Here is a 3,915-nt window from a genome sequence, read left to right on the forward strand (position 1 = left end):
ATGATCAATGGTTTATCAATACACGCGCGTAAATCCATGCCAGCAGATCCTGCTGTTGCATGTTCCGGCAGTGGAAACTCATTACCAATACGCGGGTCAAGAATTTTAAGTTCAATTTGTTTCATTGTTATGATCCATTATTTTGTAAACTACTGTTTATATTGTTGATAAATAATTTCAAGCAATTGATGCGCGACCGCTTTTTTATCAGCAAGTTTTATATCAAATCTTTGTTGGGCAGAAAATACACTTAATGCATTTTTTTCACTATTAAAACCTTGCCCTGCTTTAGCAACATCGTTTGCTGCAATCAAATCTAAGTTTTTACGTTTTAATTTATCTTTTGCATAACACTCAACATCTTTTGTTTCGGCCGCAAAGCCAACACAAAAAGGACGATTTTTATCCTTTGCAACATCCGCAATAATGTCAGGATTTTTAACTAATTTAAGCGTTAAATCATCAATGCCTTGTTGTTTCTTCATCTTATGCTGTGCAACCACTTCAGGTCGATAGTCCGCCACAGCAGCACAGGCGATAAAAATATCACAGCTATTTAGGTTTTCTAAACTTGCTTTGTGCATCTCTAACGCAGTTTTTACATCGATCCGTTTTACATTAGTTGGTGTGGTCAGATTAACTGGCCCGCTGATTAAAGTTACATTTGCACCCATTTTTTGGGCAACTTCAGCCAATGAGAACCCCATTTTCCCTGAACTGTGATTACTAATATAACGGACGGGATCAAGCGCTTCTTGCGTCGGCCCTGCAGTAATAGTGATATTTACATCTGCAAAAACAGCGTGTGGTACATTAAAAAAATCAACCACTCGCGCAACTAACTGTTGAGGTTCAAGCATTCGACCAGGGCCAATATCCCCGCAAGCTTGCGGGCCCTCTCCCGGCCCCCATATCAACAAACCTCGTAGAGCCAATACACTGATATTTTCCTGCGTTGCTGCCGCTTGATACATTTCCATATTCATTGCTGGTGAAACAGCAATTGGCGAAGGGGTCGCTAAACATAAGGTAGTTAATAACTCATCAGCTAAACCGGCTCGTAATCGCGCAATCAGATTAGCCGTTGCAGGGGCCAACAGAACAATATCAGCCCACTTAGCAAGCTCGATATGTCCCATACCAGCTTCAGCATTAGGATCGAGTAGATCATCGGCAATTGCGTGACCGGAAACAGCTTGCATGGTTAACGGAGTAATAAACTCTTTTGCTGAAGATGTCATTACAATACGGACATCAGCACCTTGATCCTTTAAGCGGCGAGTTAACTCGGCACATTTATAAGCAGCAATACCACCGGAAATACCTAATAATATTTTTTTTCCTGTTAAGGCATGAATAACAGACATAAAGAGCACTCAATAAACAGACCCAAATAGCTTGGGTAGAATTAAAAAAGAGCAACAGGATAACACAAAGTAGTTATGCAATATGTGACAAAATCGTCTAGATTTAATGTCTTGTTTATATAATCGGTATTACCTATTTATGACAAAATTAAAAGACTGGCCCGATCAAGAGAGACCACGAGAGAAGCTCTTATCACAAGGAACAAGCGCCCTCTCCGACGCAGAACTATTAGCAATATTCTTAAGAACAGGCTGCAAAGGCTTGGATGTGGTCTCGCTCGCACGGCAATTAATTAGCGAGTTTGGAACATTACACGCATTATTTGCAGCATCAGAAGTTGAGTTTTGCAAAAAAAAAGGGCTAGGACGAGCTAAATATGTGCAACTGCAAACTGTACTGGAAATGTCCCGACGATATTTACAAGAGCCGATACTAAAAGGTGAACCTTTAACCAGTGCCATACAAACAAAAGCATTTTTAAACGCCAAAATGCATCATTTACCCTATGAAGTTTTTGCGGCACTTTTATTAGATACGCAACATCGCGTTATTCGTTTCCATGAATTTTTCTTTGGCTCTATCGACTGCGCAACCGTCCATCCAAGAATTATTGCCCAGAAGGTATTAGCAGAAAATGCAGCCGCTATTATTTTGGTTCACAATCACCCATCCGGCGATCCAACAGCCAGCATTGCAGACAAAAAAATCACCGAAAAAATCATCTCTGCTATGCAATTAATTGATGTGCGAGTTTTGGACCATTTCATCGTCGGGCATGAAAAATGTACCTCATTTGCAGAAAATGGATGGATTTAACGCTTAAATGAACAGTTTTGTTGATCTTTCATACCCAATCATGTATAAAATGCGCCCTCGACGCCTTTGGCGACGGCTAAAAAAGGTGTTCGACTATTTTGCTCGAGTAAAACTATTATTTTGGAGAACCGCGACATGTCTAGAGTATGTCAAGTTACAGGTAAGCGTCCAGCTACTGGTAACAATGTATCACACGCAAAGAACCGCACACGACGTCGTTTTTTACCTAACCTACAAACACATCGTTTTTGGGTAGAAAGTGAAAACCGTTTTGTAAAACTACGCTTAACTACTAAAGGTATGCGTATCATCGATAAAAAAGGTATTGATTCAGTATTAGCTGATATCCGTGCCAATGGTGAAAAAGTTTAAGGAGCTTAAAAAATGCGTGATAAAATTCGTTTAAATTCAAGTGCTGGTACTGGCCATTTTTATACTACGGATAAAAATAAAAAGACTATGCCTGAAAAATTTGAGATCAAAAAGTTTGATCCCGTTGTACGTAAGCACGTTATGTACAAAGAAGGCAAAATCAAGTAATTTTGATTTAACCTGACAAAAACCCAGTCTATACTGGGTTTTTTTATGCCAGTAGAAAACATAACAGGGAAATAGAGAGGGAAATACAATGCGCTTATCACGTAAAGGCTGGAACAATGTGCTTATCTTTGGCATTTTAATTATTGTTTTTCTTTTTAACTTTAGCCATAAACTAACTATTTCCCCTAAAGTTCAGCATCGCTCAGTGATCAGTAATGAATTAACCATTGTTGAGATAAAAACGCCTGATTTTAAAATAAAACGGGTCGGCCGCAGATGGAAAAGTGAGCCAAATATGGGGTTTTCTGAGTTGCAACTTTCGTTGCTGGTACAAAACTGGCAAACACTAAAACTACAAACGCAAGCCGCAATTGAAAATTCAACCAGCCCTTACATAATGCAAGTTTATATCGCAAACCAGGAACAACCAATAATCGTACAGTTATTTCAACAAGGTGATAATTACTTACTGCAAACAGACTCTACGATGTCGCTATTTTTAAGCGCAGAACAATTACCACTGCTATTAGGGCGTTAAGCTGACCTTTTGCGACTCAAATCGCGCGCTAAGATCAGTGAAAGACCGATCATCTGCAAAAAGATAGACCAGTTACGCAAAGTCGATACCTCTTTATTTAAAAGCATTTGCAATTCAGTCAGTTCTAAGTTTAAAAAGAATTTATGGTCTATTTCGTCACGGATGTTATTTTGATAATCATTTATTTTAAGATCCAGCTCTGTAATGTTTAACAAATCAGAGCTGGGAATTTGTTGATGAAGATGGGACTCAAGTAATCGGCTGAACTGTTTTGCTATCGGCTCCTTTAATTCGTCTTGGTTTAATAACAGATATAACATCTCTCTTTTCCGCTCAATACCTTCTATTTGCAACCACAGTAGATCCATCTCTTTATTATTATTGTTCATCTGCATAGACAGACTATTAAGCTGGCTACTTTTACCGTCAATAATAAAATGCGTCACCAAAGCTGCCGAGATATTAAATAACAGACCAATCAATACGATCAACCAAGTCGGTAGTCTTAACATAGATTTTCCTCCAGAAAAAAGTACACTGATATACCCAAACCACTTCAAGATACAGATTCAGAGCTTTGCCCTGATGCTAGAACAAGGCGCAATATGATGACCTTTCGAGCGATTAACTTCGTTAATCCTCTATCGGTAGAT

Annotated in this window: 6 protein-coding genes and 1 pseudogene; 4 read left to right on the forward strand and 3 right to left on the reverse strand. The window is 38.9% G+C overall.

The annotated features are described in order from the left end of the window. Both AC4GME_RS17870 and coaBC read right to left on the reverse strand, forming a co-directional pair. Nucleotides 1-125: pseudogene (locus tag AC4GME_RS17870) on the reverse strand (dUTP diphosphatase); the annotation flags it as partial. Nucleotides 126-149: 24 nt separating this feature from the next. After that, nucleotides 150-1,367: a bifunctional phosphopantothenoylcysteine decarboxylase/phosphopantothenate--cysteine ligase CoaBC gene (coaBC, locus tag AC4GME_RS17875; protein WP_490379941.1), complete on the reverse strand. Its 1,218-nt coding sequence runs from the start codon at nt 1,365-1,367 to the stop codon at nt 150-152. A gap of 139 nt (nt 1,368-1,506) precedes the next feature. Between coaBC and radC the strand changes: the two genes are divergently transcribed. The 4 genes from radC to AC4GME_RS17895 all read left to right on the forward strand — a co-directional run bounded on the left by radC (nt 1,507) and on the right by AC4GME_RS17895 (nt 3,262). Further along, on the forward strand, nt 1,507-2,184 hold the full coding sequence (radC, locus tag AC4GME_RS17880) for a RadC family protein (RefSeq protein ID WP_490379942.1): 678 nt from the start codon (nt 1,507-1,509) through the stop codon (nt 2,182-2,184). A gap of 135 nt (nt 2,185-2,319) precedes the next feature. Further along, the gene (gene rpmB, locus AC4GME_RS17885; RefSeq protein ID WP_019616405.1) at nt 2,320-2,556 is read left to right on the forward strand and encodes a 50S ribosomal protein L28; all 237 of its coding nucleotides are present in this window, start codon (nt 2,320-2,322) and stop codon (nt 2,554-2,556) included. Between the two features lie 12 nt (nt 2,557-2,568). Next, complete coding sequence (gene rpmG, locus AC4GME_RS17890) at nt 2,569-2,724, forward strand: 50S ribosomal protein L33 (RefSeq protein WP_011768487.1); 156 nt, start codon at nt 2,569-2,571, stop codon at nt 2,722-2,724. 88 nt (nt 2,725-2,812) lie between these two features. Continuing rightward, entirely contained in the window at nt 2,813-3,262 is a 450-nt protein-coding gene (locus AC4GME_RS17895; RefSeq protein WP_490379943.1) for a hypothetical protein, read from the forward strand. Here the strand turns inward: AC4GME_RS17895 and AC4GME_RS17900 are convergent. Next, nucleotides 3,259-3,774, reverse strand: coding sequence for a hypothetical protein (locus AC4GME_RS17900; RefSeq protein ID WP_490379944.1), 516 nt, complete (start codon nt 3,772-3,774; stop codon nt 3,259-3,261). The two genes, AC4GME_RS17895 and AC4GME_RS17900, sit on opposite strands and share 4 nt — an antisense overlap. Nucleotides 3,775-3,915 lie beyond the last annotated feature (141 nt).

This window comes from Psychromonas sp., assembly GCF_983033635.1.